Annotated in this window: 25 protein-coding genes; 17 read left to right on the top strand and 8 right to left on the bottom strand. The window is 65.5% G+C overall.

Annotated elements, in window-relative coordinates; translation table 11 throughout:
* Positions 1-74 precede the first annotated feature (74 nt).
* A complete protein-coding gene (locus tag ACLD0W_RS02705; RefSeq protein WP_410305966.1) occupies positions 75-536 on the top strand; it encodes a DUF488 family protein in 462 nt (153 codons plus the stop codon).
* Here the strand turns inward: ACLD0W_RS02705 and ACLD0W_RS02700 are convergent.
* Positions 508-1,317: a hypothetical protein gene (locus ACLD0W_RS02700; RefSeq protein WP_410305965.1), complete on the bottom strand. Its 810-nt coding sequence runs from the start codon at positions 1,315-1,317 to the stop codon at positions 508-510. The two genes, ACLD0W_RS02705 and ACLD0W_RS02700, sit on opposite strands and share 29 nt — an antisense overlap.
* 72 nt (positions 1,318-1,389) lie before the next feature.
* On the opposite strand from ACLD0W_RS02700, the gene ACLD0W_RS02695 reads away from it, so the two are divergent.
* From ACLD0W_RS02695 to ACLD0W_RS02675, 5 genes are all read left to right on the top strand, one after another.
* The gene (locus ACLD0W_RS02695; protein ID WP_203103138.1) at positions 1,390-1,623 is read left to right on the top strand and encodes a HigA family addiction module antitoxin; all 234 of its coding nucleotides are present in this window, start codon (positions 1,390-1,392) and stop codon (positions 1,621-1,623) included.
* Positions 1,624-1,720: 97 nt separating this feature from the next.
* The gene (locus ACLD0W_RS02690) at positions 1,721-2,383 is read left to right on the top strand and encodes a nucleotidyltransferase domain-containing protein (RefSeq protein WP_410305964.1); all 663 of its coding nucleotides are present in this window, start codon (positions 1,721-1,723) and stop codon (positions 2,381-2,383) included.
* On the top strand, positions 2,331-2,696 hold the full coding sequence (locus ACLD0W_RS02685) for a hypothetical protein (RefSeq protein WP_410305963.1): 366 nt from the start codon (positions 2,331-2,333) through the stop codon (positions 2,694-2,696). The genes ACLD0W_RS02690 and ACLD0W_RS02685 overlap by 53 nt, the downstream gene beginning before the upstream one ends.
* A 306-nt stretch (positions 2,697-3,002) precedes the next feature.
* Entirely contained in the window at positions 3,003-3,233 is a 231-nt protein-coding gene (locus tag ACLD0W_RS02680; RefSeq protein WP_228232062.1) for a hypothetical protein, read from the top strand.
* Positions 3,226-3,651: a PIN domain-containing protein gene (locus tag ACLD0W_RS02675; RefSeq protein ID WP_410305962.1), complete on the top strand. Its 426-nt coding sequence runs from the start codon at positions 3,226-3,228 to the stop codon at positions 3,649-3,651. Before ACLD0W_RS02680 ends, ACLD0W_RS02675 begins: the two co-directional genes overlap by 8 nt.
* On the opposite strand, the gene ACLD0W_RS02670 is transcribed toward ACLD0W_RS02675, so the two are convergent.
* On the bottom strand, positions 3,648-4,658 hold the full coding sequence (locus ACLD0W_RS02670; protein ID WP_410305961.1) for a LysR family transcriptional regulator: 1,011 nt from the start codon (positions 4,656-4,658) through the stop codon (positions 3,648-3,650). The two genes, ACLD0W_RS02675 and ACLD0W_RS02670, sit on opposite strands and share 4 nt — an antisense overlap.
* A gap of 14 nt (positions 4,659-4,672) precedes the next feature.
* Between ACLD0W_RS02670 and ACLD0W_RS02665 the strand changes: the two genes are divergently transcribed.
* The 3 genes from ACLD0W_RS02665 (at position 4,673) to ACLD0W_RS02655 (ending at position 6,231) form a co-directional block, all read left to right on the top strand.
* Positions 4,673-5,089, top strand: a complete 417-nt coding sequence (locus ACLD0W_RS02665; RefSeq protein WP_262730139.1) for a VOC family protein — start codon at positions 4,673-4,675, stop codon at positions 5,087-5,089.
* An 11-nt stretch (positions 5,090-5,100) separates the two neighbouring features.
* Positions 5,101-5,697: a glutathione S-transferase family protein gene (locus ACLD0W_RS02660; RefSeq protein ID WP_410305960.1), complete on the top strand. Its 597-nt coding sequence runs from the start codon at positions 5,101-5,103 to the stop codon at positions 5,695-5,697.
* Positions 5,698-5,832: 135 nt separating this feature from the next.
* Positions 5,833-6,231: a VOC family protein gene (locus tag ACLD0W_RS02655; RefSeq protein ID WP_410305959.1), complete on the top strand. Its 399-nt coding sequence runs from the start codon at positions 5,833-5,835 to the stop codon at positions 6,229-6,231.
* A gap of 19 nt (positions 6,232-6,250) precedes the next feature.
* Here the strand turns inward: ACLD0W_RS02655 and ACLD0W_RS02650 are convergent, their stop codons facing one another.
* Complete coding sequence (locus ACLD0W_RS02650; protein ID WP_410305958.1) at positions 6,251-6,646, bottom strand: VOC family protein; 396 nt, start codon at positions 6,644-6,646, stop codon at positions 6,251-6,253.
* 138 nt (positions 6,647-6,784) lie between these two features.
* Here ACLD0W_RS02650 and ACLD0W_RS02645 point away from each other — a divergent pair, with 138 nt between their 5' ends.
* The 4 genes from ACLD0W_RS02645 (at position 6,785) to ACLD0W_RS02630 (ending at position 12,692) form a co-directional block, all read left to right on the top strand.
* Positions 6,785-7,678, top strand: a complete 894-nt coding sequence (locus ACLD0W_RS02645; protein WP_410305957.1) for an AraC family transcriptional regulator N-terminal domain-containing protein — start codon at positions 6,785-6,787, stop codon at positions 7,676-7,678.
* 191 nt (positions 7,679-7,869) lie between these two features.
* Positions 7,870-9,585 (top strand): tannase/feruloyl esterase family alpha/beta hydrolase, encoded by a 1,716-nt coding sequence (locus ACLD0W_RS02640; protein WP_410305956.1) that lies wholly within the window; start codon positions 7,870-7,872, stop codon positions 9,583-9,585.
* A 144-nt stretch (positions 9,586-9,729) separates the two neighbouring features.
* Positions 9,730-10,794: a hypothetical protein gene (locus tag ACLD0W_RS02635; protein ID WP_410305955.1), complete on the top strand. Its 1,065-nt coding sequence runs from the start codon at positions 9,730-9,732 to the stop codon at positions 10,792-10,794.
* Between the two features lie 53 nt (positions 10,795-10,847).
* A complete protein-coding gene (locus ACLD0W_RS02630) occupies positions 10,848-12,692 on the top strand; it encodes a WD40 repeat domain-containing protein (protein WP_410305954.1) in 1,845 nt (614 codons plus the stop codon).
* Here ACLD0W_RS02630 and ACLD0W_RS02625 read toward each other — a convergent pair.
* Positions 12,666-14,600 carry an amidohydrolase gene (locus ACLD0W_RS02625; RefSeq protein ID WP_410305953.1) on the bottom strand — a complete coding sequence of 645 codons (1,935 nt, stop codon included), beginning with the start codon at positions 14,598-14,600 and terminating at the stop codon, positions 12,666-12,668. The genes ACLD0W_RS02630 and ACLD0W_RS02625 overlap by 27 nt on opposite strands.
* A 246-nt stretch (positions 14,601-14,846) precedes the next feature.
* Here ACLD0W_RS02625 and ACLD0W_RS02620 point away from each other — a divergent pair, with 246 nt between their 5' ends.
* Positions 14,847-16,232, top strand: a complete 1,386-nt coding sequence (locus ACLD0W_RS02620; protein WP_410305952.1) for a hypothetical protein — start codon at positions 14,847-14,849, stop codon at positions 16,230-16,232.
* Positions 16,233-16,241: 9 nt separating this feature from the next.
* Here the strand turns inward: ACLD0W_RS02620 and ACLD0W_RS02615 are convergent, their stop codons facing one another.
* Positions 16,242-18,071, bottom strand: a complete 1,830-nt coding sequence (locus tag ACLD0W_RS02615; protein ID WP_410305951.1) for a 5'-nucleotidase C-terminal domain-containing protein — start codon at positions 18,069-18,071, stop codon at positions 16,242-16,244.
* Positions 18,072-18,294: 223 nt separating this feature from the next.
* Between ACLD0W_RS02615 and ACLD0W_RS02610 the strand changes: the two genes are divergently transcribed.
* Positions 18,295-18,990: a DUF3592 domain-containing protein gene (locus tag ACLD0W_RS02610; protein ID WP_410305950.1), complete on the top strand. Its 696-nt coding sequence runs from the start codon at positions 18,295-18,297 to the stop codon at positions 18,988-18,990.
* Between the two features lie 89 nt (positions 18,991-19,079).
* Here ACLD0W_RS02610 and oadA read toward each other — a convergent pair whose 3' ends face one another.
* Together oadA and ACLD0W_RS02600 are read right to left on the bottom strand one after the other, a co-directional pair.
* Entirely contained in the window at positions 19,080-20,894 is a 1,815-nt protein-coding gene (gene oadA, locus ACLD0W_RS02605) for a sodium-extruding oxaloacetate decarboxylase subunit alpha (RefSeq protein ID WP_410305949.1), read from the bottom strand.
* A gap of 16 nt (positions 20,895-20,910) precedes the next feature.
* A complete protein-coding gene (locus ACLD0W_RS02600) occupies positions 20,911-22,329 on the bottom strand; it encodes an acetyl-CoA carboxylase biotin carboxylase subunit (protein WP_410305948.1) in 1,419 nt (472 codons plus the stop codon).
* A gap of 151 nt (positions 22,330-22,480) precedes the next feature.
* Here ACLD0W_RS02600 and ACLD0W_RS02595 point away from each other — a divergent pair, with 151 nt between their 5' ends.
* Both ACLD0W_RS02595 and ACLD0W_RS02590 read left to right on the top strand, forming a co-directional pair.
* Positions 22,481-23,380, top strand: a complete 900-nt coding sequence (locus tag ACLD0W_RS02595) for a LysR family transcriptional regulator (RefSeq protein ID WP_410305947.1) — start codon at positions 22,481-22,483, stop codon at positions 23,378-23,380.
* A gap of 97 nt (positions 23,381-23,477) precedes the next feature.
* Complete coding sequence (locus ACLD0W_RS02590; RefSeq protein ID WP_410305946.1) at positions 23,478-25,781, top strand: hypothetical protein; 2,304 nt, start codon at positions 23,478-23,480, stop codon at positions 25,779-25,781.
* Positions 25,782-25,811: 30 nt separating this feature from the next.
* Here ACLD0W_RS02590 and ACLD0W_RS02585 read toward each other — a convergent pair whose 3' ends face one another.
* Entirely contained in the window at positions 25,812-26,516 is a 705-nt protein-coding gene (locus ACLD0W_RS02585) for an ABC transporter ATP-binding protein (protein ID WP_410306798.1), read from the bottom strand.
* Positions 26,517-26,613: the final 97 nt, after the last annotated feature.

Genomic DNA, 26,613 nt, shown 5'->3' with positions numbered 1-26,613 from the left:
TCGGACATGGACAGGGGCCGTTGGCCCATGGACAATGCTCTGCCAGAAGTGCTGTCATTCCGCAGGTAAATACTATGTTGCTCTACACCGCCGGTTATGAAGGCGTTGATATCGAGGCCTTCGTGCAGGGTCTCAGAGAGGCCGGTGTCGACCAGATCATTGATGTGCGCCAGTATCCGATTTCCCGTAAACGGGGCTTTTCCAAGACGGCGTTCTCCGAAAAGCTGGCAGAGGCCGGTATTGCCTACCGCCATATCCGGGAGCTGGGGTGCCCCAAGCCGATCCGGGAGCAATACAAGCTTGATGGCGACTGGTCCCGGTATGAGAAGGACTTTCTGCGTTACATCCAGAGTCAGGAGACAGCCCTGAATCAGGTGGTGGATCAGTCGCGTGCTACGTATTCCTGCCTGATCTGCTTCGAGGCGGACGCCACCTTCTGCCATCGTCGCCTGGTGGCAGAGGCGAGCCAGCAGATTCAGCCTCGCCTCACTATCGATCATCTCTCGATCAGAAAAGAGTCTGCTGCGGCTCTTTAGGTGGATAGATCAGGCTGACGATCAGCCACTGATGCCTGTGCCGGTGCATGTTGCCCATTAGAAAGAGCAAGTCGGTTTCACCCAATTGGCGCATTAACTTATCCCGGAACGGTGCTTGCCAGCCTTGCGGCCCGTGTTGCGCGATGAGTTTTCGATACAGGGCGCAGACTTCCCAGTCCACGATTTTGTTCTTATGAATTTGTGGTCCCGCCGGGGTTTTGCACTCGTAGTGGTAGTGAAAATCAAAGGGGATCTTCTGGAGAACACGAACGCTGCTTCGGGTCTCTTGAAAAAGCTCACCTTGTTTCTGGAGCTGCATCAATTTATCCAGCTCCTCCGCCGTCCAGTCCTTTTCCTTGGTGGGGTTAATTTCCAACTCCACCAATTTCTTGGGGCGGAGTAAGCCGAGTGAGATGTCTTGTTCTACTCGGGCGCGCTCCAGATCATCGAAGCTGCTAAAGATGGGGATTGATTGTATCGCTTGCCGGCGTTCTAGCCAGCCTTGGCGTGTAGAAAGCGGCTCTTGACGCTCCAGGTCGTCGACGTAGATGCGATGACTTTCCGGGCGATGATCGTCCCTGGTCTTTTCGATCCTTGCGTTGATCCATTGCCATTTTCTGAATTTCTGCTCCTCGGTGAGGAACCGGAAAGGAACGGGATAAAGCCGGATCAGGCGCCCGGTCTCTTCCATGCCGGCCACGCAGGATGTTTCAGCGTATCGCTTGCTCGGTGATGGGTAGGTCTTGCACAGAATAAGAATATTGGCTCTTCGAGTAGCCATAACATCCCCCAACTTTTCCTTGTCAGTGTTTTTTTATCCCTTTTACGATATCGCTATTGGGTAAGCAATAATTTGTGTCTCTTCCGCAATAATCGCCTCGCCAAGGAAATCGGCGTACCTGCGCAGCACATCGGCGATATCGTCGCCGGCAAGTGCGCCATCACCGCGGATACGGATCTGCGGCTGTGTCGTTTCTTCGGCCTGTCCCGTGGTTATTGGCTGCGGGCGGAGGTGGCGCACGATACCGAGGCGACCGAGCGTGAGCCGATTGTCCTTTGTACTGGAAGTAGGCGGGGCGGTGTTTGAGCGCTGTTGCTGGCTGGGTACCCAATTTGGGGTTCTGGGGACTCAATATGAGTTTTCTCATAAGAAAATACTCATATTGGGTTTATAGTTACCCATTATGGGTATAAATCACGGTATCGAAACCAATCCCGGCCGCCTCTCCCTGGCCGATGCCTTGTTCTCCAACACTCAGCAGCGAGTGCTGGGGCTGCTGTTCGGCCAGCCGGAGCGGAGCTTCTTCGGCGCCGAGGTTATCGGCCTGCTGGGTATGGGCTCCGGCGGGGTGCAGCGGGAGCTGAAGAAGCTGGCCGATAGTGGGCTGGTCCGGGTGTTTCGGGTGGGCAACCAGAAGCACTATCAGGCCAATCCGGAATCGCCGATCTATGCCGAGTTGGTGGCCCTGATCCGCAAGACGGTGGGCCTGGTTGAACCGCTGCGGGGGGCGCTGGCAGCCTCTCCGGAGGCCATTGATCTGGCGCTGGTCTACGGCTCGGTGGCGAAGGGCGGGGCGACGGCGGCGAGCGATATTGACCTGCTGCTGGTGTCCGATACCCTGACTCTTGAATCGGCCTACGGGATGCTGGCCGATGTGGAGAGCACCTTGGGGCGGCCGATTAATCCGACGTTGTACACCAACGCGGAGTTCGAGAAGCGGCTGCGGGACGGCAATCCGTTCCTGCATAAGGTGCTTTCAGGGGACACGATACTGTTGCAAGGACGCTTACCCGATGACTTCCGATCCTCTGGAGAATCTGGCCCGCACCGGCCAGCTCAAACATGAACCGCCCGCCCAGGCCGAACTCAACGGCCTGTTCCTCTCTGGGCAGCGCCGACTGGGCGACGCCGAGCAGGAAAGTCTGAGCCTGGAGAGCCGTTTCGATCTGGCCTACAACGCGGCCCATGCCCTGGCGCTTACCGCCCTCCGCTTGCAGGGCTACCGCTCGGAAAGCCGCTATCTGATCTTTCAGTGTCTCAAGCACACGGCGGATTTGCCGAACGTTCAGTGGCGGGTGCTGGACCAAGCCCACCGGAAACGAATCTGGCTGAGTACGAAGGCCATCTGGAAGTTGACGAATCGCTGGTGGCCGCGATGATTCGGGTGGCCCGCGATGTCGAGGCCTCGGTTCGGTTGCGCCTGCAAGGTTGACGACTGGCAGGAATCAGGTTTAACGGCTCAGAACACAGAAAGCGAGAAGCCCCGGTGCATCCACCGAGGCTTTAACGCCGAACTCGTCCGGCGTCCCACTCCATGTCCAGTTATGTCGCCGGCCCAAGCCGCCCGCACCGCCGCCTTGCCGGTCGGCGGCTTTAGTATTTGGTGTAAGTGTGTGGTTACTCAGGTCTGCAGCTCTACTTAGGTGGTGTGATAGGCTGACGGTCTGCTTAGGAGGTGCTTCACGATGGCAACGATACTGAGCCCTGAAGATTGGCAAGAGCGTGCGAAAGCCGCTGGTACGAGCGGTGCTATGAGTGTTCGCGAAGAGAAGGCGAAGTACTCATCGGCCGAGGAAGAAGAGTCGCTGGTTAAAACCACTCTTCCTTTGGAGCGCCGTACCGTCAGCGATGAAGCGTATCGCAGGATCTATGAGCAAGCCGCTCGCGATCTAGAGCTGATTCGTCACGGTGACTGACCGTCTCCTCTTCGACACCTGCGCGCTTTTGCCCTGGTGTTATCAGCGCCTGCCTGACTCCTTGAGTGCCATTGAACGTCCGATGGTGGCTGCGGTGAGTATTCAAGAACTATGGGCGGGCGTACATCGCCCCTTGGCACAAAAAGATCCGGACGTCATGGAAGAGTGCCGCTGGCAAGCGAGTTTGGTCACAGCGCGGGCGGAAGTCGTTCCTTTTGGCCGTCATGAGGCTGAAATCATGGCGCGCTTACGCGGCCCTTATATTCGAGAGGCGCGTCGGGATAGTCGTCTCTTCTCGGATATGATGATTGCAGCAACCGGCTTGGCAAATGATTTACCCATCGTCACGGTCAACGTGGATGATTTCGCACGTCTGAGCGATGACCTCACGGTCGTGGCACTTCCCGCCCCGCGCTAACCCTCATCCCCGGCCGCCTCCGCCAAACGCTCCTTCAACGCCCCCTCCACCGCCTCGATAAAATGCCGCACCCGCGGCGACAGCAGCCTGCTGTGCGGAAACACGAACTGCACCGGCAGCGGCGGCGGGTTGTAGTCGCTGAGCACGGGCACCAGGGTGCCGCGCTTGAAGTCGTGTTGGGCCTGGTAGCTGAGCACGCGGCAGAGGCCGAGGCCGTCGCGGGCGGCGGCGAGTTGGGTGTCGACCTGGTTGGCGCGGATGAGTGGGTCGATGCGTTGGGGCCAGGGTTTGCCGTCCACCTGGAAGTGCCAGGTGCTGCCGGCGGGGGCGAAGCAGACGGTAGGCCAGTGGGCGAGGTCCTGGGGGTGCTGGGGTTGGCTCTTCTGTTCGATGAGGTCGGGGCTGGCGCAGAGGACGTAGCCGGTGTGGCCGAGCGGGCGGGCGATGAGGGTGCTGTCGGCGAGGTGGCCGATGCGCAGGGCGAGGTCGAAGCCTTCTTCGAGCAGGTCGGTGACGCGGTCGAGGAGGGTGAGTTCGGCGCGCATGTGCGGGTGTTGTTTGAGCCACTGGTTGAGCAGGGGGGTGAGGTGGAGGTGGCCGAACATTACCGGAGCGGTGATGGAGAGGGTGCCGGCGGGTTCGCTGCGGTGGCTGTCGAGGCGGGCTTCGGCGGTGTGGATGTCGGCGAGGATCTGGCGGCAGTGTTGCAGGTAGTCGCGGCCTTCGTCGGTGAGGGCGAGGCGGCGGGTGCTGCGGTTGAGCAGGCGCACGCCCAGGTGCTGTTCGAGGCCGGCGAGGGTGCGGACGATGGCGGCGGGGGAGCGGTCCAGTTTGTCACCGGCGGCGGAGAGGCTGCCCTGGTCGACGATGGCGACGAAGGTGCTCATGGCTTTGAGTTTGTCCATGGGAGGCGCGCGGCTCCATCTTTGCGAAAAGCTGAATAAAGCTAACAGGTTGGCGCCATTTATTGAAATTAAAGAAAGGCGTGTACTGGGCTTCCGTTTCACAGAGGGAGCCAGTGATGAAACAACCGCAGCCCATTCGCGAGTACGACCATGTGGGCATCCGGGTCAGCGATCGCCAGGAGGCAGTGGCGTTCTACGAGCAGCTCGGGTTCACGGAGGTGCGCCGCTTCGAGCGGTTCGAGGCCAACGAGATGGAGACGCCGGGTGGCGTGCGCATCAATCTGATTTTCAACGGCACGCGGTTGCCCCATGGCCGCAACGTGCTGCTGGACGAGCCGGTGAAGCTGCCGGGCGTGACCCATCCGGCGTTCGTGGTGGACGACCTGTATGCCCTGAAGGATTGGCTGGACCAGGCAGGCATCGAGATCACCGAGGGCATCCATCGTCTGGGCCCGCGCCGCATCACCCTGTTTATCCGCGACCCGGATCGCAACGTGCTGGAGTTCAACCAGCTGCTTCCGGAAACCGAGTAAGGAGTCCCGCCATGAAACTGTACGATATGGAATTGTCCGGTAACTGCTACAAGGTGCGCCTGTTCGCCGCTCTGGTGGGCATCGAGCTGGAGCTGGTGCCGGTGGATCTGGCCGCCGGCGAGCACCAGCAGTCGCCGTTTATCGATCTGAACCCGTGGGCCCAGGTGCCGGTGTTGCAGGACGGCGACGTGTTGCTGCGCGATTCCCAGGCGATCCTGGTCTATCTGGCGCGCCGTTACGGCGGCCACCAGTGGTGGCCGGACAGCCCGGCCCACCAGGGCGAGGTGATGCAGTGGCTCTCCACTGCCGCCAATGAAATCCACGCAGGCCCCAATGCGGCGCGGCTGATCGACAAGTTCGGCTACCCGCTAGATAAGGCGCGGGCGCTGGCCGTGAGCGACCGGGTGTTGCCGCTGATCGAACGGCACCTGAGCGAGCATCAATGGCTGGCCCTGGGCCGGCCGACCATCGCCGAGTGCGCGGTGTTTCCCTACATCGCTCTGGGCTGGGAAGGTGGCGTGAGCCTGAAGCCGTACCCGGCCATCCGCGCCTGGATGGAACGCATCAAGAACCTGCCGGGGTATGTGGCGATGCCCGGGATCGGATAACGGACATCAGGTTGCCGCGACGATCAGGCAGGGTTTCGCCCGTTTTCGGCCAGTGGCGCAGGCAGAGGATGGGGCACAATGGACGGGCCGGCGATGGGCCGGCCTCCGAAACGCTACCTTCAGACGGACAGCCTTATGACGTTACTGGATCATGTGGAATTCGCCGTGCGCGACGCCGAGGTGTCGCGCCGTTTTTATGAGCAGGCGCTGGCGCCGCTGGGCATGACCCGCCTTATCACGGTCGGGCCGGAGCGCACCCGCAGCAGCGGCACGCGCCACGGCTTCGGCAGGGACGGTTATCCCCGTTTGTGGGTGCACGATAACGAGCAGGCCGGGGCGGGCACCCATGTGGCGTTCGCGGCGGCGGAGCGTTCCGTGGTCGACGCCTTCCATGACGCGGCGCTGGCGGCGGGTGGGGACGACAACGGCGCGCCGGGGGTTCGGGCGCATTATCACGATCACTATTACGCTGCCTATGTGCTGGACCCGGACGGCGTCAATGTGGAAGTGGTGTGCCAGGCGGTGCCCGCCTGAAACCCGGGCCCGGCGACGTTCAGTGCTGCCAGCTTTTGTACACGAACTCCAGGCTGTAGCCGTCCGGGTCGAGCACGTTGGCGGCGTAATAGCGTGGGTCGTAGTGCAGACGCGGGCCGGGAGCGCCATTGTCGGTGCCGCCGGCGGCCATGGCGGCGGTGTAGGCGGCGTCCACTTGGGCCTGGCTGTCGGCGACAAAGCCGATGTGGACGGCGCGGGCGTCCACGCTGCCGTGGCGCAGCCAGAAGAACATGCGCCCGTGGGCGCCGAAGCCTTTCAGGTCCGGGTGGCCCGGCGGGCCGTCCTTGCCGTCGTAGTCGTGGCGGTTGACGATGCCCAGCGGCGCCAGCGCCCGGGTGTAGAAGGCGATGGAGCGGTCCGGGTCGCTGACGGATACGAAGATGTGATCGAGCATGGTGTCTCCTGATGGGGACAAGGGGGTGGTTACACGATAGGGCGGCGCCGGAGACCGGGCTCACCGGTTCCTGTTTGAAGCCTGCCTGTTTCTGCTTTTCCGCTTGTGCCGACGGCGGCGCCAGCGTCCAATAAGCGGATGAACGACTCCCTGAACGAACTGCGGGCGCTGGCCGCCCACGCGCAAAACCGCCGCACCGAGACCGGCATTCCCCGGGTGGCCATGGTCCAGGGCGAGATCCCCGAACATCAGCTCGCCGCCGTGTATGATCCGATGATCAATCTGATTTTGCAGGGTGGTAAGTCGATGACGGTCGGCGGGCAAACGCTGCATTATGATCCCGCCACCTATTTCGTGATGTCGGTGGATCTGCCGGCGGCGGGGGTGGTGCATGCGGCCGCGTCCGGTGAACCCTATCTCGCGGTGAGCCTGACCCTGGACTCGCGAATTCTGACGGAGCTGTTGGCGGATCTGCCCGATCCTGCCGGACAGGCTGGTCCGGAGCGTGCCTTTTCGGTGGCGGCGACCACCCCGGAACTGTTGGGCGCCTGGGTGCGCCTGCTGCGTTTGATGCGAAGCCCGGAAGATATACCTGCCTTGGCGCCCGCTTACGAACGGGAAATTCTTTATCGCGTATTGCGGGGGCCCATGGGCTGGATGTTGCGCGACATCGCCACGCCGGACAGCGCCCTGGCAAGGGTGCACCGGGCAATTCAGCGGCTGCGTCGGGAGTACACGAGGCCACTGCGCATGGACACGCTGGCGCAGGAAGCGGCCATGAGCCTGTCCGCGTTTCATCGCCACTTCAAGGCGGTGACCAACCTCAGCCCGCTGCAGTACCAGAAGCAGTTGCGCTTATTGCAGGCGCGCACCCTGCTGGTGGCCGCCGGCTACAGCGTCACCCGCGCGGCCCACGAAGTGGGCTACGAGAGCCCCACCCAGTTCAGCCGGGAGTACGCCAGGGCCTTTGGCCTGGCGCCCTCCAAGGACGCGGCCCGGCTGGTTTTGGGTTTGAGGGCGCGCGAGGGGTAGCGGCTCCGACACGTTAAGACGGGAGAAAGCCATCGCCGTGGCGCGTCTTATTGTTTACTCACTAACGTTCGAGTGAATACAGGACCGGCCCGGTCTATGATGGGCCAACATCGCTCCCGCGCGCCCATCGGCGCCGGGCACGGTGCCAAGACAGACAACCCGACCAATAACGACAACACCGGGAGAGCATCATGAAAACAACAAACGGCCTGCAACGGCTGGGCATCACTCTGTGCGGTTTGTCCGCCCTGGCCCTGGTGGGCTGCGGTGGCGATAGCGACCACGATGACGTCGAACAACCCCAATCCTTAAGCTGCGAGCAGTTGCCCGGGCTGGCGATTCCCGCCGATGCGTTCGCGCTGGCGACCTCCGGCGGTGAGGTGACGGCGGCCACGGTGGTGGCCGCCAGCGGCAGCGGCGCGGCGGCGCTGCCGGAGCACTGTCTGGTGGAGGGCCGCATCGCGCCGGTGGACCCGGCGGCGCCGGACATTCTGTTCAAGGTGGCCCTGCCCGCCGACTGGAACAAGAAAGCGCTGATGTTCGGCGGCGGCGGTTTCAACGGTTCCATCCCCAATATCACCGGCAACATCGCCCAGGGCGCGGTGGACCAGCCGCTGCCGGTGGCGCGCGGCTACGCCACCTTCGCCAGCGATTCCGGGCACCAGGCCAACGCCTACGGTTCCCAGGATGGCCGCTGGGGGCTCAACGACGAGGCGGTGGACAACTTCGCCGGCGATGCGCTGAAGAAAACCCGCGACGCCTCCCTGTTCATTATCAAGCAGCGCTACGGCAGCGCGCCGGCGCACAGCTATTTCGCCGGCGGTTCCACCGGCGGCCGCGAGGCGTTGACCAGCATCCAGCGCTGGCCGGACGATTGGGACGGGGCCATCGCCTGGTACCCGGCCTGGAACGACGCGGAAGCGCTGCTGGCCGGTCAGCATTACAGTCGCGCCCTGTCCCAGCCCGGCGCTTACCCGAGCTTCGCCAAGCGGCAATTGCTGCTGGACGCGGCCCTGGAAGCCTGCGACGAGCTGGACGGGCTGGCGGACGATCTGATCAATGACCAGCGCCAGTGCAACGCCATCTTCGACCCGTCCACGGCCATGGTGAACGGCAATCCGCTGCGTTGCCCCGGCGGCGGTGACGACGGCGACAGCTGCTTGTCCGACGCGCAGATCAACGCTCTGAAAGCCATGGACCAGGGCGTGACCTTCAACTTCCCGCTGGCCAGCGGCGAGACCGGCTACCCGGGCTCCAATGTGTGGGGCGCGGATCTGGGCATCGACACCAGCACGCCGATCGGCAACACCATCACCTTCCTGAACTTCGGCTACACCGCGCCGGTGTTTCCGAACATGCCCCAGTACGCGCCCTACCTGAGCGTGCTGGTGGATCAGTGGGTGAAATACTCCGTGGCCCGGGACGCCTCGTTCAACTCCTACAACCTGGACCCGATCAACCCGGCGCCGCAGTACGCCCAGCGCATCAGCGAGCTGAGCGTGGGCCTGAACGCGGGCACCAATATCTCCGCGTTCGAGGCACGCGGCGGCAAGCTGCTGCTGGCCCACGGCATGTCGGATGTGCTGGTGAGCACCCGCGCCACCGAGATGTACTACGGCCGGCTGCTGAACCAGATGGGCGCGGAAAAAGTGGATTCGTTCGTGCGCTTCTATGAAGTGGCGGGCTTCGGCCACGCGGCCAGCCTCAGCTTCAACGCCACCTGGGATTCGCTGACCGCGCTGGAGGACTGGGTGGAAGACGGCAGCGCGCCGGAGAATCAGGTGACCACGGACACCGTGGGCGCACCGGGCCGCACCCGGCCGCTGTGCGACTATCCGGCCTGGCCGCGCTATATCGATGGCGGCGACCCGATGGAAGCGGCCTCGTTCGAGTGCGCGCTGGAGTAACGGCCCGGCGCGGACCCGTAATCGGTTGGCGGTGGTAATGCGGCCCGGCTCACGCTCCGTGGGCCACCGCATTGCGCCGCTCCCGCCCGCCGGGTAGGTTCTGGATAACGAACCGACCGGTGGGGCGGAGCCCCTTCTACCATCATGGCCGATACCCGATCTTCTGCTCGCTCCGTTTTGTCCCTGGTGCTGCTACTGTCTCCGATCTCGCTGGCCGCGCCTTTGTCGGTCACGCCCCTGCCCCTGGACGATGCGGAACAGGCGAAAGCGTACCGCTTTCCGCTGGTAACCGGCGGTGTGGAAGCGGAGGCCATCAATACCTGGCTGCAGGTTCAGGTGCTGGAGCGTTATCCGTTCTCCACGGAAATCGCGCCGTTCGAGCGCGTGGGCCCGGACCCGCACGGCTGGGGCATCCGCCGCCTGGATTATCAGGTCACCGGCAACACCCCGGCGTATCTGTCGCTGGCCATCGACGGCGATTTCCTGGGCGCCTACGACACTCAGTACCAAAGCCACTTTACCTTTGATGCCGGTACCGGCCGGCCCCTGGATCTGGCGGATTTCTTTAGCAAGGGCGGCCTCGGCGATTTCGAAGCGCGGGTACGGCGGCAGTGGCGGGACGAAATCCGCGCGGTGCTGTCGGCGCCTTCGGAGCTGGACGACGAGGACCGCCAGGTACAGCGCGAGCACTACGAAAGCTGTCTCGACGTTCTGAAGGAGTCGCGAACGTCCTGGGATTTTTTCGTCGATGACGCCGGCCTGCACGTGAGCTGGCAGTGCGGTTTTGGCCGCGCTTACCGGGCCCTGGATGAGCTGGGCCCGCTGCAAGCCGGCGGCGATGGCGAAACGCTGCGGCCCTGGCTCAGCGACTTCGGGGCCTGCGCCCTGGCCGGAGACCGGACATCCTGCCCACGCACCTACGGCGAGAAGGGCGTGTATTTCGGGCGCATTGACCGGCACAGGATCGTGCTGGTTCTCGATGGCGAGGACGGTGGTTCCTACGCCTACCGAAACGTGGGCACGCCGATTCCCCTGCGTCTGACCGGCCGGAAAAACGAGGCGCTGGTTCTCAAGTGGGGGGGCGACACGCCGGCGGGGCGGGAAATGTTCATTCTGGAACCGGAGGCGGACGGCTTCCGGGGTGTCTGGATGCGCCGGACCGATCCGGCACCGTTCGACGTTGAACTGATGGCCAGGCCTCAACCATGAGCCGGGTGGCGCGGAAAGCGCGGAGCCTGGTCGGAGCGCTCGCGGGAGTCGCTATGTCCTTGTTCATGGCCCCGGCGGATGCCGGCGACTTTCCGGAAAAAAGCCGCGCGGATTGGCGGGCGTCCACGGAGCGAGAGGCATTCTTGCCGCGCACCCCCGCCGCGCTGCGGGTGCCGGTGGTGGTGTTTGGCGAAGGCCGTCGCTTTGCATCCGAGCGGGCGGTGGTGCTGGTGGACGCCGGCTACGAGACGGTGCTTGAAGTGATCGAGCCCGCCTGGGCCAGGCTTGGGTGGACGCTGGATACGGCGCCGCAAACGGTGGCGGACTGGCCCGACCCCTGGCGCCGCTGGTGGCTGGCGGCCAGCCCGGAGGCGCGCCGTGCCTGGGTGGACCAGGGGCTGGCGCCGGCGCTGCGGCGGGCGGTGAGCCAGGGCGCCCTGACGGAACCGGAAAGCGCCGCCCGCCAGCGGCGCTTGCTGGCCAATGTGGCGTCCGACCCGGAAAGGATGCGTGGCCTGCCCGGCTTTTCAGCCCGGTTGGCGGGCGCGCGCTTCGTCCACGAAAGGCGGGAGGACAAGGTGCCGGTGACGGACTCCGCCCGGCTGCTGGACCTGAGCCCGATCCTCGGGCGGCCAGCGTCCGCCATCGTGCTGCAACGCTGCCAGTCCATTCCCCTGCCGGAACCGGTGGCGGGTAACTGGGGCGCGGCGCCTCAATTTAAGCGGCAATGCGTGGTACCGGCCTCCTGGCTGACCACCACCCTGGAGGCGCTGGCCGGCCACTGGCCGGAGCAGGCGCTGCGCCTGTCCGATGAGGTGGCGCTCTGGGTGCCTGACATGCGGGTGCCGGAGACCCTGCCGGCGCCCCGCTGGCGAACGCCCAAGAAGACGGGCGCGCCGGTGAAGCCGAGGGTCCAGGACCTGCGCAGCGACGATGCCCTGCAACTGAAAGCCATGGCGCCGGGGAGTGACGGCGCCTTTTTGCTGGGCGTGGACCGCCAGGCGCGGGTGGAGGGCGAGGACCGTATGATCGCCGAGCTATGGCGCCTGGACTCGGAGGCGCAACAGGTCCAGGTGCTGTGGCGGGCGGCGGAGGGCGCCGCCCGGTTCACGGACACAGCCTCCGGCGTGTATTTTTCCGGTCGAATCTTCGGTGAGTCGCTGCCGTCCCTGTTTCGTTATCACGATGGCGAAGTGACGCACCTGCCGTTGCCGGAAGACCGCCGCCGCGCTTTGCAGGGCGGTGCCTGGGTCGCCACCGGCGACCGGTCGCAACTCGTGGAGCGGGGCGCGGACGGAATACGCGCCTGGCAGGACGGGGCGCTCTCGCCTCGGCGGGCGGTGCCGCGCGCGGCGGCCATGTCCGGGCGCTTACGGGTGCTGGGTGGCGGCGACAGCCTGTGGGTGGAGGACGATCACGGCGTGGCGGCGCTGAGTTGGAAGGACGGCGCGACCCGTCGCGCCTTCCCGGTACCGTCGCGTGTGGCCGGGGCGCCGGCGGTGACCTATCCGGACGGCCTGGACCCGCGCACCGCCCTGGTGGCGGGCGCGGGCACGGTGTCGGAGACGGGCCGCTGGCTGGCCACGGCCTTCGCCGTGGAAGGCCCGGATGCCCGGGCCGGCGTCCATGTGCTGGACACCGACAAGGGCACCGTGCTCGCTTCCATCGTTCTGCCCGGCGCCACCGGCGTGCGGCTGGCGGCGGCCTCGCCGGATGGCCGCTACCTGGCCCTGTACGACGACGGCGGCGCGCTCACCCTGTGGCGGCCCCGTGCCGGTGCCGTGGCCAAGACACTGGCGCCCCCCGCCAGCGCCCTGGCGGACCTGAGCTTCTCGGCGGACGGCGCCACCCTGCACGGCGTGGGCGGCCGTTTACTGATGAGCTGGCCGCTGGACTGAGTCGCCGCCGGCCTCGGCCGGATGCCCGGCGCCGGTGAGGCGGTGGAAAATCACCTCCAGGCCCGGCGCGAAGCAGCCGTCACCGCCGTAGTGGTCATGTTCATGAGCATGATCATGTGCATGAGCGGCCAGCGCCGGTGCCAGGCCCAGGGCCGGCGGCACGCCGGCGGTATCGTCGGCGGCGCGGTGGTAGATGCTCGCGCCTTCCTTGATGGTTTCTTCCACGCGCAGGTCGACCAGGGTGGCCGGTTCCACGGTGAGCGGGTTGTCCGAGAGCACCACGAAGTCCGCCAGTTTGCCCACTTCGATGGAGCCTTTGCGGTCTTCCTCGAAGTGCTGCCAGGCGGACCACAGGGTCATCGCTTTCAGCGCCGTCATCACGTCCACTTTCTGGTTCTCGCCGAGCACCCGGCCGCTGCGGGTGGTGCGGTTCACGGTCGCGTCGAGCACGCGCATGGAATCCGGCAGCGCCACCGGGGCGTCGTGGTGGGTGGTGAAGCGCATCCCGCGCTCGCGCAGCCAGCCGGTGGGGGAGATATTCTCCGCCCGCTCCGGGCCGAGCACGGAATCCCGGTGCCAGTCGCCCCAGTAGAAAGTGTGCATGGGGAACAGGGACGGGAAGATGCCCAGCTCCTGCAGTGCCGGGATCTGGTCCTTGCGCAGGGTCTGGCCGTGGATCAGCACCGGGCGCACGTCCACGCCGGGCACCTGGGCCTCGGCTTCCCGCCAGCCCATGATCATCTGGTCGATGGCCCGGTCGCCGTTGGCGTGGGTGAGGGTCTGCCAGCGGTTCTCCAGGGCCTGGGTGTAGACCTCCACCACCTTGTCGTCGTCCACCACGCCGTAGCCGGCGTAGTCCGCGCCCTTGCCTTCCGGCGGCTGGTAGTAGGGTTCGGTGAGCCAGGCGGTCTTGCCCTGGGGCGAGCCGTCCAGGGTCAGCTTGATGCCGCCGATGCGGAAGTGGTTGTGGTATTGCGGCGTGCTCTCCACGTTGTGATAGAAGGGCGGCACCATCAGCTCCGCCACCCCCGGATTAAGGATGTCCGGGTAGGAGACGATGTCCGCGCGCAGCGCCCCGGCGTTGGCCGCCGCTTCGGCGATCTTGACGTGCATCGGCGCGCTGCGGCCGTCCTGCAGCGTGGTGTAGCCGTAGCGGGTGTAGAGCTTCTCGCCCTCCCGCAGCATGGCGATGGCTTGTTGCGGGTTCATTTTCGGGAACAGCTTGCCCAGGGCCATGAAGAAAGCGTTCTCTTCCAGCAGCCCGTTGGGCTCGCCGGTGGCCGGGTCCTTGCCGATCACCCCGCCTTTGGGGTTGTCGCTGTCGGCGGTGATCCCCAGTTGCTTGAGCCCGGCGCTGTTGACCACGCCGAAGTGGGCGGACTGATGAATCACCAGCACCGGCTGCTCGGTGCTTACCCGGTCCAGTTCCGCGCGGGTGGGATGGCGTTGCTCGGCCAGTTGGGAATCGTCATAGCCGAAGCCGTAGATCAGGCCGAACTGCTCGCGCAGCACCGAGTCCCTGGAAAACGTTTTCAAGGTTTCGACCATGGAGGCCACATCGGTGACGCCGCCATCCGGCGGCGGCAAAAGATTGGCGCTCATCGCCTGGAAGCCGACGAAGAACACATGGCCGTGGGCGTCCACGAAGCCGGGCAGCAGGGCGCGGTCTTGCAGGTCGTGGACGGCGGTGGCTTCACCCTGGTAGCGCAACACCGCCTTGCGTTTGCCCACCGCCACGATGCGCCCGTCGCGCACCGCCACGGCTTCCGCCTGAGGGTGCGCGTCGTCGATGGTGATGATCGGTCCGTTCAGCCAGATGGCGTCCGCCGGTTCAACCGGCGCTGCATGCTGGCACCCCACCAAGGCCGCCAGGCCAATCGCCGGCAGCAGTCGTTTGAAGAAAGTCATGGCTCTCCCTCTTTCGTTATCGTTGTTGTTCGTTCGGGCCGCGTTGCCACCCGCCCTCATCATACCCGCTCACGCCGGGTTGCGGGCGGCTTTGGGGGCGGCGGCAATGACCGGGTTTCGCCCGGCGGGTGTCCCGGGTGCCGGGGTATTCTCGTGCAGTCTGTGCTAGATTCGAACGGATGCAGGTCGCCCGTTCAGAGGCGACCGCCCATTCATTGGAATCTGGTTTTCAGGGAGGGACGCCTTATGGCGCGGAACGGTTTTCGGGTTTTTTCTTTGGTGATCGGTGTCGGTGCCGCTTTCGTCGCGGGCGTGAGCGCGGCCTCGGTGTTGGACGAGGGGGAGCCGGTCAATCTGTACGCCGCTGACGCGGGTGTACGGTTCGTGGGCTTCGACGTGGCGGCGCTCCCGGACAACGACTTCGCGGTGACCTGGCTGGAGCGCAACGCCGCCGAGCAGACCGAGTCCTTGCGGGTCGCCCGCTTCGATCGGAATGGCGAGCCGCTGGGCGACGCTTTGATCATGGACGAGACCTTCGACACTGATAACTATCCTCGCCTCTCTAATCCTGTTATCGCCACCAACTCCGCCGGTAATAGTGTCGCGGTTTGGAATAGCGGATCCGCGGAGGGGGCCTCGGAATGCAGGCAGTTTGTGCAGTTCCGGTTGGTAGACAGCAATAGTACGGCCTCGCCTGTCCAGCTTTTCTTTTACCCAGGGGCTGGCTCCAATTGCAATCCTGAAGTGGCAATGAATGAACAAGGACTTTCTGTTCTGAGCGCGTGGTACGGCCTTGAGGATAAGTATCTGATGCAGCTGCGTGGTCAGGATGGCACGTCGGTGGGCGGTCCGATGACGCGTGGTCAAAATGTTGGATCAGCATTGCCCATGGCCGTGGCGCTGCAGGAAAGCTCGGGCATGGCGGTCTGGTCCGAGCAGGAGGGCCCAGGCACGGTGCTACTGGCGTCACGCTTCGGACTGACCGGGGATTCCCTCGGCGACGGCGACTTCCGCTTCGACAACAACGCCCACGATGCCGATGGCCTGTACCAGGGCTCGGTGAGCCTGGACGCCACCGCGAACGGCGGCTACCTGGGCGCCTGGCTACAAAGCGAAGACGATGGTCAGCAGCTGGTCTACAGCCAGCATATACAGCGCTGGCGCGCGGACGGCACGGCGGCGGGTTCGGCCCGGGTCGGCGGTACCGCGTTTGAATCGTCCACGGATCGGATGGACCTGGATGCGGGCGCCGGCGACGGCGCCATCCTGGCGTGGACGCACAGTCGTGACGATGGCGCCCGCGAGCGTTATGCCACGGTGGTCTACGGTCATCGGGCCGTTCGTGACAACCCGACGGTGATCGCGCGAAGCGATGCCGGGCTGTTCGAAAGCTCCGCATTGACCAAGGTGGCGCTGGCGGACGATACCGCCATGGTGCTCTGGTATGAGCAGGATGAGGAAAGCAACGGTCCGGTTCTCAAGGCGCGCATCGGCGAGCGGCCGGCCCCTGCCGTTGAATCGGATGGCGGAAGTGGTGGCGGGGGCGGTCCGATCGGGCCCGTGGTTCTGCTCGGCACGCTGGCGCTGCTGTTGAGAAGAAAAAAGCCGGGCGGAAACCTCCGCCCGGCTTGATCGCTCTGGCTAGCGCAGGTCGGTGACGGACTTGAGGCTGTACTGGTTCGGGTCCAGCGCCGGTAGGGTCTGATCGGGCAGTTCTTCGCGGAAGTACTCCAGCAGGGGCACCACGTAGGTGACGTTGGAGTTTTCGAAGGCGTCCGGGTTCGCCGCCTGCACCTCACCGAAGGTGACGTAGCCGTCCTTGCCCTGGCCGGTGAAGGAGTTGGTGGCCACCGAGTAGGTTTCGCTTTCCACGATGGGCGCCCAGTTGCCGTTGTCGTCGCGCACTTCCACGTTTTCGATGCCGGTGCCTTCCGGGGCGCCCAGCGTCACGTCGTAGCGCAGGCCGGCGGAGTAGGGGAAGGCGCCGGTGGAGGCGGAGATGCCCTGGGCGTAGTCCAGGCCTTCGTTAAGCACCTTGACGATCTCGGCGCCGGTCATATCGATGGTGACCACGGTGTTGGAGAACGGCAGGATGTCGTAAGCGTTGGCCACGGTGAAGGTGCCGTCGTTCAGTGGCGCGCGCACGCCGCCGGCGTTCTGGATCGCCACGTCGGCCTTGGGCAGATACTTCAGGAAGGCGTCGGCCACCACCCAGGCGGCGTAGCTGCCGGTGGGCGTGTCGCCGGCGTTGAACGGCGCCGGGATGCGCTCGAAGGGCATCGGTTCGGTGACCTGGCCCAGGGTTTCCTGCTTGAAGCTTTCCATCTGCTCTTTATAGGGCGCCAGGATGTCCAGGATTTGCTGGGATTCCTCGGCGGTGCGGATGGTGGTGAGATCGTCGATCACGCCGTTGATGCGGGCGGTCTGGTCCGCGTCGGCGGTGACCCAGGCGCCGCCGGCGTCCTGCACCTGGTAGGGCCCGCCCACCAGCAGTTCCATGTTGCCGTCGATGTCGGTGACCACGCCATCCGCGTCGAAGTCGATGTTCAGCCGCCCGAGACCCTTGGCGTATTCCCAGGCCTGCACGATGTACACCGGCTTGCCGTCCGGGTCCTGAACCACGGTGGGGTAGTCGCCGTCCACCTCCAGGCCCATGGCGGCCAGTTCGCCAGTGGAGTCCAGTACGTTGTGGGTGTCGCCGCCGATGATCACGTCGATGTCGCGCACATTTTCGGCGAGCACTTGATCGAACTCATAGCCCAGGTGGCTGAGCACGATGAACTTGTTGATGCCCTGATCCTTCAGCGCATAGATATGGTCGCGCACGGACAGGATCTCGTCGTCGAATTCCACCGCGTCGGTGACCAGCGAGGATTCCCGGGTTTTCTCCACTTTCAGCACGCCGATCACGGCCACCTTCTCGCCGTCGATTTCCTTGACCACGTAGGGCTTGATGTCGCTGTTGAACAGCGGGCTGTCCACGGTGGGACGGATGTTGCCGGTGATCACCGGGAAGTTGGCGGTTTCCAGCAGGTCGCGCAGATGTGCTTCGCCTTCGTCGAACTCATGGTTGCCGAGCTGGTAGGCGTCCAGGCCCAGGGTATTGAATACCTTGAAGTCCACCTCGCCCTTGAACAGGCTGAAATAGAGGGTGCCGTTCAGCTCGCCGTTGTTGAGCACCAGGGTGTGGTCGTCCCGGTAGTCGTTCATGGCGGTGATGATGCGGGGGAAGCCGCCGAGGCTCAGGCGTACGGTTTCGCCGCCAGGCTGGTTGGCGTCGTAGTCCAGGTTCAGGTCGAAGCTCTGGCCTTCGAAGTAAGAGTGATGGTCGTTGGTGTAAAGCACCTGCAGGTTCAGAGGTTTGGCGGCATCGGAGGCGTCGCCGTGGTGGTCATCATCGCCACCGCAGGCGGCGAGGAAAAGTGACAAACCGGTGACGGCTAGGGCGGAAAAACGGAGTTGGAAAGGCACGGTCGGCTCCCATGGGTTCTGCGTAAAGGATCAGCGCGGGAGAGTACTGGAGCCGTGTGACACACCGGTGGCACTTTCTTTGCCGTGGATTCCGGGTCTTGCTTTACGGAGCGTTTTCGTGCGTTACCGCTCGGCATCCCGCGGGGTAAGCCGGTAAAGTGCCGCGCTCGAACCACCAGGGCAACGATACGAAACAAGGCATGAATCGGGGAGACCATTGCGCATGAAAGTGACCACCGTGGCGGGCGCCGGGCTGCTCGCGTTCGGCGTGCTGGCATTGGCCGGCGGCGGCACCGCCGCCTGGAACAGCGCGCGCTTTCTGGAGACCACGGTGACCGCCGCGGGCATGGTCACCGATCTGGTGCCCAAGCGGGACAGTGAGGGCGACGTGCTGTACAGCCCGCAGGTGCATTTCCGGGATCGGGACGGTCGGAGCGTGGTGTTCGTGCCCAATATGAGCAGCCGCCCGCCGGCCTATGCGGTGGGCGAGCGGGTGGAGGTGCTGTACGCACCGGGGCACAGCGAGGACGCGCGTCTTCAAGGTTTCTTCTCGCAATGGGGCGCGCCGTTGATCGCCGGCGTATTAGGCGTGATTCTGTGCCTTGTCGGCGGCGGCCTGCTGCTGTGGCCGAGATGGAAGGCGCGCAAGGTGGCCTGGTTGCGCAAGCATGGGCGGAAGGTGGCCGCCGAGCCGGTGGAAGTGGTGCTGGACCGTTCGATCAGCGTTAACCATCGCCATCCTTACCGGATCGTGTGCCAATGGCGGGACCCGGCGGGTGGCGAGACCCATCTGTTTCGCAGTGATGCGCTGTGGGCGGACCCGGGCCCGATGCTCGGTAACCAACCGCTCACCGTATGGGTGGCACCGGATGATCCGCGCCGCTACCACGTGGAGCTGCCATTCCTGAAAGAATCCTAAAAAAACGCCGCGACGGTTAAGGCAACGTCGCGGCGGTGAAGGTGGCGCCCGGGCGGGCGCCGGTGGAGTCGAATCCCGTAGCGGGAAAATCAGCGCACTTCGATCAATACTTCCCCCGGCGTCACTCGGTCGCCCTTGGCCACGAAGATTCCCCGCACGGTGCCACCGGTGGGGGCCTGCACCTCGGATTCCATTTTCATCGCTTCGATCACCAGTACCGGCTGGCCGGCTTTTACTTCGTCGCCTTCGGCGACCAGCACATCGACGATGTTGCCGGGCATGTTGGTGGTCACGTCGCCGGGGCCGCCGGCCTGCTTGCGGCCGCCGCCTTCACCTTTCTGGTAGGCGTTGAGCGGTTCGAAGATCACCTCCTCGGGCATACCGTCCAGGGTCAGGAAGAATCGGCGTTTGTCGCTGCCCTTCAGGCCCACGCCGGTGATCGCCACCTGGTAGGTTTCGCCGTGCACGTCGATCATGAATTCGGTGGGCTGGCCGCTGACCTCGGCGCCGCCACCCTGGATGCTGTCCGCCGGCAGCAAGGGCTCGGGCTTCAACGTGCCGGCGGCGCGCTCCTCCAGGAAGGCGCGGCCGATGTCCGGGAACATGGCGAAGGTGAGCACGTCTTCTTCGTTACGCGCCAGCTCTCCGATGTCGTCGCGCAGCTTGTTCAGTTCCCGGGGCAGCAGGTCGGCGGGACGCCCGTCGATCACTTCTTCGTTACCCACCGCGCGCTGCTGCAGGCTGGCGTCGACCTTGGCCGGGGCGGCGCCGTAGTGGCCCAGCAGGTAGCGCTTCACCTCGTTGGTGATGGTCTTGTAGCGCTCGCCGGCGAGCACGTTCATCACCGCCTGGGTGCCGACGATCTGCGAGGTGGGCGTGACCAGGGGCGGGTAGCCCAGGTCCTGGCGCACCCGGGGTATTTCCGCGAACACCTGGTCGATCTTGTCCAGGGCGCCCTGTTCCTTCAGCTGGTTGGCCAGGTTGGACATCATGCCGCCGGGCACCTGGTTTACCTGCACGCCGATGTCCTCACCGGTGTAGTCGCTTTCGAACTGGTGGTACTTCTTGCGCACCTCGCGGAGGTAGTCGGCGATGGGCTGCAGTTTTTCCAGATCAAGACCGGTGTCGTACGGCGTGCCTTTGAGGGCCGCCACCATGGATTCCGTGGCCGGGTGGCTGGTGCCGCCGGCGAACGGCGACATGGCGGTATCGATATGGTCCACGCCGTTTTCGATGGCCTTCAGCTGGCACATGGTGGCCAGCCCGGAGGTGCTGTGCGAATGCAAAAACAGCGGCAGGTCCACGGCGTCCTTCAAGGCCGCCACCAGCTCGCCGGTGGCGTAGGGAGTGAGCAGGCCGGCCATGTCCTTGATGGCGATGGAGTCACTGCCCATGTCCGCCAGCTGTCTGGCCAGGGCCACGAAACGCTCCGGGGTGTGCACCGGACCGGTGGTGTAGCAGAGCGTGCCCTGGGCGTGCTTGCCGTTGGCTTTCACCGCGCGCAGGGCGGTTTCCAGGTTGCGCGGGTCGTTCATGGCGTCGAACACGCGGAACACGTCGATGCCGTTTTCGGCGGCGCGTTCCACGAAGGCGTCCACCACGTCATCGCCGTAGTGGCGGTAGCCGAGCAGGTTCTGGCCGCGCAGCAGCATCTGCAGGCGCGTGTTGGGCAGGGCCTCGCGCAGCTGGCGCAGGCGCTCCCAGGGATCTTCCTTGAGGAAGCGCACGCAGGCGTCGAAGGTGGCGCCGCCCCACACTTCCAGGGACCAGAAGCCCACCGCGTCGAGCTGCTCGCAGATCGGCAGCATGTCCTCGGTGCGCAGGCGAGTGGCGATCAAGGACTGATGGCCGTCGCGCAGGGCCACGTCGGTGATTTCGATTTTTCTGCTTTTGTTCGCGTTCATGGCGGTTCTCCTGCGCTTAAAGCCCGGTGTGAGCGGCGATTGCCGTGGCGATGGCCAGCGCGATTTCTTCGGGTTTGGTCTTCTCGGAGTAGTCGAGCAGTTCCGGGTGGGCGTCCACATAGCCGGTGTCGAACTGGCCACTCCGGAAGCCGGGGTCGTCGAGAATCTTCAAGTAGTAGGGGGCGGTGGTTTTCACCCCTTGCAGGCGCATGTCGTTGATGGCGCGCTTGGCCCGTTCCAGGGCGTCTTCCCAGGTCAGGCTCCAGGCGATCAGCTTCAGGCACATGGAGTCGAAGTAGGGCGGAATGGTGTAGCCGGTGTAGATGGCGGTATCCACGCGCACCCCCGGGCCTCCCGGCGCGTAATAGCGGCTGATGCGGCCGAAGCTGGGCAGGAAGTTGTTTTTCGGGTCTTCCGCGTTGATGCGGAACTGCAGCGCGAAACCCTGGTGGCGGATATCGCTTTGCCGGTAGGCCAGCGGGTCGCCGGCGGCGATGCGGATCTGTTCGCGCACGATGTCCACCCCGGTGATCTGCTCGGTGATGGTGTGCTCCACCTGCACCCGGGTGTTCATTTCCATGAAGTACACCTGGTTGCCGGTGAACAGGAACTCCACGGTGCCGGCGTTGGTGTAGCCCACCGCCTCGGCGGCGCGCACCGCCAGGTCGCCCACATAGGTGCGTTGTTCCGGGGTGAGCTGCGGCGACGGGGCGATCTCGATCAGCTTTTGATTGCGCCGCTGGATCGAGCAGTCGCGCTCGAACAGATGGATGGTGTTGCCGTGCTGGTCGGCCAGGATCTGCACTTCGATATGGCGCGGGTCGACGATGCATTTTTCCAGAAACACATCGGCGCTGCCGAACGCCTTGGTGGCCTCCGAGACCACCCGATCGAAGTTGCGCGCCAGCTCCTCCTCATTATCGCAACGGCGGATACCCCGGCCGCCGCCGCCGGAGGTGGCCTTGAGCATCACCGGGTAGCCCACCCGCTCCGCTTCCCGGCGGGCCTCGTCCAGGCCGCTCAGGTTGTTTTCCGAGCCCGGTGTCACCGGCACGCCGGCGTCGATCATCGCCTGGCGGGCGCGGGTCTTGTCGCCCATGCGGCGGATCACCTCCGCCGAGGGGCCGATAAAGGTCACGCCGCGCTGGGCGCAGATTTCCGCCAGCTCCGCGTTCTCCGAGAGAAAGCCGTAGCCCGGGTGCAGGGCGTCACAGCCGGTCTGCACCGCCATATTGACGATGTGGTGCGGGTTCAGATAGCCGGCCAGCGGGTCGTCGCCCAGGCTGTAGGCTTCGTCGGCGCGCTTCACGTGCAGGGCATAGCGGTCCGGTTCGGTGAACACCGCCACCGAGCGGATACCCAGCTCGGCGCAGGCGCGCACGATGCGCACCGCGATCTCGCCGCGGTTGGCGATGAGGATTTTTCTTATCGGCATGCTGCGTCTCCCGAGGGCCCCTGGGGGCGTCAGTGAGGGCACGGTAGCGGGAAAATGGCGGGATAAAGAAATTGATATTACTATGGGGAAATATAATTGATTGTTTATAAGTAAGTGCTCGCTTACTTTCTGGCCCCGATTTATTGATCCTATGAGTACCGCCTACCTCAGTCGTCTGACCCTGCGCCAGTTGCACATTTTTCTGACCGTGTGCCAGCAGGAGAGCTATTCCCGCGCCGCCGAGGAGCTGGCCCTCACCCAGCCGGCGGTGAGCGCCCAGGTGCGCAATCTGGAAGATCTGATCGGCGAACCCCTGTTCGATTACGTGGGCCGGCGGCTGTCGCTGACCCCGGCGGGCCAGGCCATGCGCCGGGCCGGCCAGGACCTGATGCAGCGCCTGGGTCAGGCGGAAATGGAGCTGGCGGAACTGCGCGGGGTGATGCAGGGCACCCTGACCCTGGCGGTGGAGACCAGCGCCCAATACTTCATGCCCGGGCAGATCACGGCCTTTTGCCGGCAGCACCCGGAGGTGGAAGTGCGGATGCGGGTCATGAACCACGGCGAGGCGCTGAAAAGCCTGCGCGAGGACCGCCATGACCTGACCATCATGGGCCTGGTGCCGGACGACCGGCGCCTGAGTTTCGTGCCGTTCCGGCAAAACCGGCTGGTGGCGGTGGCGCCGCCGGACCATCCACTGGCCGGGGTGGGGGATGTGTCCCTGAATCGTTTCCTGGATTTCCCGCTGCTGATCCGCGAGCCCGGCTCCGGCAGTCGCCGGGTGTTCGAGGCGCTGTATCAAAGCCGTGGGTTGCGCCCGCGCCGCTGCCAGCAGCTGGGCTCCCTGGAAGCCATCAAAGCCGGCGTGCGCGCCGGCCTGGGGCTGGCGGTGCTGCCCCGGGAAGCCTGCGCCGACGACCTGGACGCCGGCCGGCTGGTGACGCTGATCGTGGAGGGCCTGCCCCTGAAGCGCTCCTGGTGCGTGGTGCATCCACGCGCGCGGCAACTGACGCCGGTGGCGGACGCCTTTCTCCAGGCCCTCATCCGGGTTTGAGGGGCGTGGCGCGAACCGGGCCCTGAATTTTCTTGGCGGAGCGGTTAGGGTACGGCGGCGCCCATATCCTGGCCCCGGTCCTGTATCAAGGAGCCCCATGATCCGCCTCGCCTTGCCCCTGCTGTCCCTGTGCTCTGCCCTGTTCGCCGTGAGCGGTTGCCAGCTGCTCCAGGACACCGTCACCTTCGAGCCCGAGCCGGGCGACCAGCGCGGCTACCGGCTCTATACCCGCGCCGAATTCCAGATGCCCAGCGGCACCACCCGCAATGATGTGGTGATCGAATCCGAGGGCCTGGTGCGCTACCGCATGGCCGATGACGGCGATCTGCGTCTGACGCCCCTCAACCTGTGTGTCGGCGGCCAGCGCAAGAGCCGCACTTATTGCAGCGCCTGGACCGGTGACCGGGCGCCGGCCCTGGCCGCCGTGCTGCGCGGCGGCTTCCGTCTCGGCGACGGCGCCGGGGAAGACGACGGCGCGACCTGGGCGCGGGCCCTGGACGGCCAGGCATTGGCCTCCCTGGCCGAGCAGGACGACGACCTGGGCCGGCTGCTGCCACGTCAGTTTCCGGCGCCCGGGTTGATCGCCGGCCTGCCGGCGGAGCTTGGCGCCGAGCGCCGCCTGGATAAAGTGGTGGGCCTGCCGCCCCTGCGCGCCGAGGTGGTGGCGGTCACCGACCAGCGGGTGTTCGCCACCCTGCGCGAAGGCCGGGACGGCGAGCACCTGTCCGGGGTGCTGGTGGTGGAGCGTGGCAGCGGCTGGGTGGAGCGCCTGGCGGTGGTCTACGAGAGCCAGGATTCCATGGGGCGCGAAGAACCGGTGCGGCAACTGCTGGCGCTGGTCCCCGATAATTGGGAGGCCGGCGTCCTCCATCGGCAATACGGCGAGGCCCCGGGCAGCGTGCCCTGGACCCGGATGGCGCCGACCCCGTACCTGGCCGCTGCCACCGTGGCCGGCGGCACCGACGATCTGGTGGCCCGCGCCGAAGTCGGAGAAGCCGCGCCGCTCACCGAGGAGCAGGTGTTCGGCTCACCCATCGGTGCCTTCAAGGCGGAAACCGCCTGGGGCGTGGAACTGTTCTACGACCACCCGCTCTGGCGGGACGCCCGGGACCGGTTCGGCCGGCTGGTGTTCCAGGACCCGGTGGTCCTGGATGAAGACGGTGAGCCCCTGAACTTGGAGTTGGTCGGCGCCCTGCCGAATACCACCGTGCAGACCTTCAAGGGCAGCCTGGAAACCAAGGTCCGCCTGTTGCCCCTGGGCCTGGAAGGCGTGGGCGAGCGCGTGGAGCAGGTGCGCGGCGCCACCGCCACCGCCCGCTACTACCCGCCCGGCCCGGTGAAGGAATTGGATCTGACGGTGTCGGCACCGGGGAAGGTCAGCGAGGCGCGCACCGAGGACGGCATCCAGGCCCGCCTGCGGATGGTCGACGGGCGGCGTGCCGAACTGCTGATCAGCGGCCCGGGGCATTATCTTAGCCAGCTCGTTGTGAAAGCGGGCGCCAAGACCGTGCCCGCGGAGCCCGACACCAGCGGCCCGGACTGGCGGCGCCCCGGCGAGGCCCATTTGTTCCAGACCCTGCTCGGCAACGGCGGCGCGCGTCTTCTGCGCCTGCGCCTGGCCGACGGGGTCGACACCCTGCGTGTCCAGGTGATGGCCTTCGCCGACCAGCCGGCCTTCGAGAAGGAGCTGCGTTTTGTCAGCAAGGCGGATCACTACAACGCCGTGGACGTGCCTCCGGGCGTGCGCATTCCGCTGATTGCCGACGACAAATTCGCACGGGAAGAGGAAGCGCCGCTGATCCAGGACGACGGGGAGCTGGCGCCCCGGGCCATGGACAGCGGCGCGCCGGTGCTGCGCCTGAGCCGTGAACAAAGTGGCCGCTGCCAGCTTTCCGCCGAGGTGGAAGGCGACGGCGAAGCGCCGCGCTGGCGGGTGATCGAACACAAGCGGCCCACCCGTCCCGGCGCAGACCGGCAACTGCCGGCGCTGCTGGTGTGGCGGCTGTTGTCCGCCGACGGCGGCCCGGCCAACGAAAACGGCGCGGTGACCTTTGGCCTGAGCTGCTGCCAGGGGCAATGGCGGGACGCGGACCATGGGCTCGGTGACCGGCCCTGGCTGGTGGACGTGCGGGCACTGACCGGCGAAGCGCCGGACCCGGCCTTGCCGATGCCGGTGTTTCTGGGGCGCTACCGCTTCCTCGATGATAACGGCGAGGCACTGGGCCTGCTGCCGCCGCGCTATGACCATTACTGGGAGCGGCATTTGAGCAGCGGTCGGTTGGGTGACTTCCTGGTGGACGGGCGCTACCTGCGCATCGCCGGCGTCCCGGTCACCGTCCAGCAATGGCGACCGGGGCCGGTGACCGAGGAAAAGACCTGGCGTCTTGATGCGGGACGATAACCGGCCGCCGCTACAATAAGCGGGGCCGGCTCAGCCGCCCAGGTAGGCGGCCTTGACGCTGTCGTCGTTGAGCAGGGTTTCACCGCTGCCGGTGGCGACGATGTCGCCGGTCTCCAGCACATAGCCTCGGTCGGCGATGGCCAGGGCTTCCGAGGCGTTCTGCTCCACCACGAAGATGGTGATGCCCTCGCGCTTCAGCTCGGTGATGATGCCGAAGATTTCCTCGATGATCAGCGGCGCCAGGCCCATGCTCGGCTCATCCAGCAACAGCAGGCGCGGTTTGGCCATCAGGGCGCGACCCATGGCCAGCATCTGCTGTTGGCCGCCGGATAAATTGCCGGCGTGCAGGCGGCGCTTTTCCTTGAGGATCGGGAAGCGCTGGTACATGGACTCCAGATTGTCGGCCACGTCCTTGTCCCGTTGGCGGCTGAAGGCGCCGAGCATCAGGTTGTCTTCCACCGACAGGCCGGCGAACACCTGGCGGCCTTCCGGCACCTGGACGATCCCCCGGTGCACCCGGTCGGCGGCCTTGCGCCGGTTCAGGTTCTCGCCGTCGAAGGTGACGGTGCCGCCGGTGAGCGGCTGCAGGCCGGAGATCACCTTCAGCAGGGTGGACTTGCCGGCGCCGTTGGCGCCCACCAGGGCCACGGTCTCGCCGGGATGAATGGCCACGTCCAGGCCGTGCAGGGCCTCTATGCGGCCATAGCCGGTGCGGATGCCCTTCAGGTCCAGCAGCGGTGTGCCACGGGCGGCGTCGGTGCCGTCCGCGCGCTCACCGGCGGGCCGGTGGTCGTCGGCCGGGCGGGCCCGTTGCTGGCTTTGCGGGTCGGCG

Origin of the sequence: Alloalcanivorax sp. C16-1, assembly GCF_046507805.1 — a bacterium.
Taxonomy (GTDB): Bacteria; Pseudomonadota; Gammaproteobacteria; order Pseudomonadales; family Alcanivoracaceae; genus Alloalcanivorax.
Note: the sequence above shows the minus strand (reverse complement) of the source record. Positions and strands in the feature narration are given on the sequence as shown.

Excerpts from the sequence above, each read along its gene's own strand:
- ACLD0W_RS02640 (WP_410305956.1), top strand. The coding sequence starts at position 7,870 with ATGAAAACAACAAACGGCCTGCAACGGCTGGGCATCACTCTGTGCGGT.
- ACLD0W_RS02595 (WP_410305947.1), top strand. The coding sequence starts at position 22,481 with ATGAGTACCGCCTACCTCAGTCGTCTGACCCTGCGCCAGTTGCACATT.
- ACLD0W_RS02665 (WP_262730139.1), top strand. The coding sequence starts at position 4,673 with ATGAAACAACCGCAGCCCATTCGCGAGTACGACCATGTGGGCATCCGG.
- ACLD0W_RS02680 (WP_228232062.1), top strand. The coding sequence starts at position 3,003 with ATGGCAACGATACTGAGCCCTGAAGATTGGCAAGAGCGTGCGAAAGCC.
- ACLD0W_RS02690 (WP_410305964.1), top strand. The coding sequence starts at position 1,721 with ATGGGTATAAATCACGGTATCGAAACCAATCCCGGCCGCCTCTCCCTG.
- ACLD0W_RS02700 (WP_410305965.1), bottom strand. The coding sequence starts at position 1,317 with ATGGCTACTCGAAGAGCCAATATTCTTATTCTGTGCAAGACCTACCCA.
- ACLD0W_RS02705 (WP_410305966.1), top strand. The coding sequence starts at position 75 with ATGTTGCTCTACACCGCCGGTTATGAAGGCGTTGATATCGAGGCCTTC.
- oadA (WP_410305949.1), bottom strand. The coding sequence starts at position 20,894 with ATGAACGCGAACAAAAGCAGAAAAATCGAAATCACCGACGTGGCCCTG.
- ACLD0W_RS02660 (WP_410305960.1), top strand. The coding sequence starts at position 5,101 with ATGAAACTGTACGATATGGAATTGTCCGGTAACTGCTACAAGGTGCGC.
- ACLD0W_RS02650 (WP_410305958.1), bottom strand. The coding sequence starts at position 6,646 with ATGCTCGATCACATCTTCGTATCCGTCAGCGACCCGGACCGCTCCATC.
- ACLD0W_RS02685 (WP_410305963.1), top strand. The coding sequence starts at position 2,331 with ATGACTTCCGATCCTCTGGAGAATCTGGCCCGCACCGGCCAGCTCAAA.
- ACLD0W_RS02630 (WP_410305954.1), top strand. The coding sequence starts at position 10,848 with ATGTCCTTGTTCATGGCCCCGGCGGATGCCGGCGACTTTCCGGAAAAA.
- ACLD0W_RS02600 (WP_410305948.1), bottom strand. The coding sequence starts at position 22,329 with ATGCCGATAAGAAAAATCCTCATCGCCAACCGCGGCGAGATCGCGGTG.
- ACLD0W_RS02645 (WP_410305957.1), top strand. The coding sequence starts at position 6,785 with ATGAACGACTCCCTGAACGAACTGCGGGCGCTGGCCGCCCACGCGCAA.
- ACLD0W_RS02655 (WP_410305959.1), top strand. The coding sequence starts at position 5,833 with ATGACGTTACTGGATCATGTGGAATTCGCCGTGCGCGACGCCGAGGTG.
- ACLD0W_RS02610 (WP_410305950.1), top strand. The coding sequence starts at position 18,295 with ATGAAAGTGACCACCGTGGCGGGCGCCGGGCTGCTCGCGTTCGGCGTG.
- ACLD0W_RS02625 (WP_410305953.1), bottom strand. The coding sequence starts at position 14,600 with ATGACTTTCTTCAAACGACTGCTGCCGGCGATTGGCCTGGCGGCCTTG.
- ACLD0W_RS02620 (WP_410305952.1), top strand. The coding sequence starts at position 14,847 with ATGGCGCGGAACGGTTTTCGGGTTTTTTCTTTGGTGATCGGTGTCGGT.
- ACLD0W_RS02635 (WP_410305955.1), top strand. The coding sequence starts at position 9,730 with ATGGCCGATACCCGATCTTCTGCTCGCTCCGTTTTGTCCCTGGTGCTG.
- ACLD0W_RS02590 (WP_410305946.1), top strand. The coding sequence starts at position 23,478 with ATGATCCGCCTCGCCTTGCCCCTGCTGTCCCTGTGCTCTGCCCTGTTC.